Origin of the sequence: Pantoea sp. QMID4 (assembly GCF_030270445.1) — a bacterium.
Taxonomy (GTDB): Bacteria; Pseudomonadota; Gammaproteobacteria; order Enterobacterales; family Enterobacteriaceae; genus Pantoea; species Pantoea vagans.
In genome coordinates this window covers 1-558 of sequence record NZ_BSXL01000027.1, presented here as the reverse complement: position 1 = coordinate 558, position 558 = coordinate 1, and the positions used below count along the sequence as shown (strand labels likewise).

Annotated in this window: 1 rRNA gene; it reads right to left on the bottom strand. The window is 54.7% G+C overall.

What is annotated here, in order from left to right:
• Positions 1-25: 25 nt before the first annotated feature.
• Positions 26-558: ribosomal RNA gene (locus QSK07_RS22660) — 16S ribosomal RNA — on the bottom strand; the annotation flags it as partial.

Below are 558 nucleotides of genomic sequence, written 5' to 3'. Positions count from 1 at the left end.
CACTGCGCCGGAAGGTATCTTCAGGTAAGGAGGTGATCCAACCGCAGGTTCCCCTACGGTTACCTTGTTACGACTTCACCCCAGTCATGAATCACAAAGTGGTAAGCGCCCTCCCGAAGGTTAAGCTACCTACTTCTTTTGCAACCCACTCCCATGGTGTGACGGGCGGTGTGTACAAGGCCCGGGAACGTATTCACCGTGGCATTCTGATCCACGATTACTAGCGATTCCGACTTCACGGAGTCGAGTTGCAGACTCCGATCCGGACTACGACGCACTTTGTGAGGTCCGCTTGCTCTCGCGAGGTCGCTTCTCTTTGTATGCGCCATTGTAGCACGTGTGTAGCCCTACTCGTAAGGGCCATGATGACTTGACGTCATCCCCACCTTCCTCCGGTTTATCACCGGCAGTCTCCTTTGAGTTCCCGACCGAATCGCTGGCAACAAAGGATAAGGGTTGCGCTCGTTGCGGGACTTAACCCAACATTTCACAACACGAGCTGACGACAGCCATGCAGCACCTGTCTCAGAGTTCCCGAAGGCACCAAAGCATCTCTGC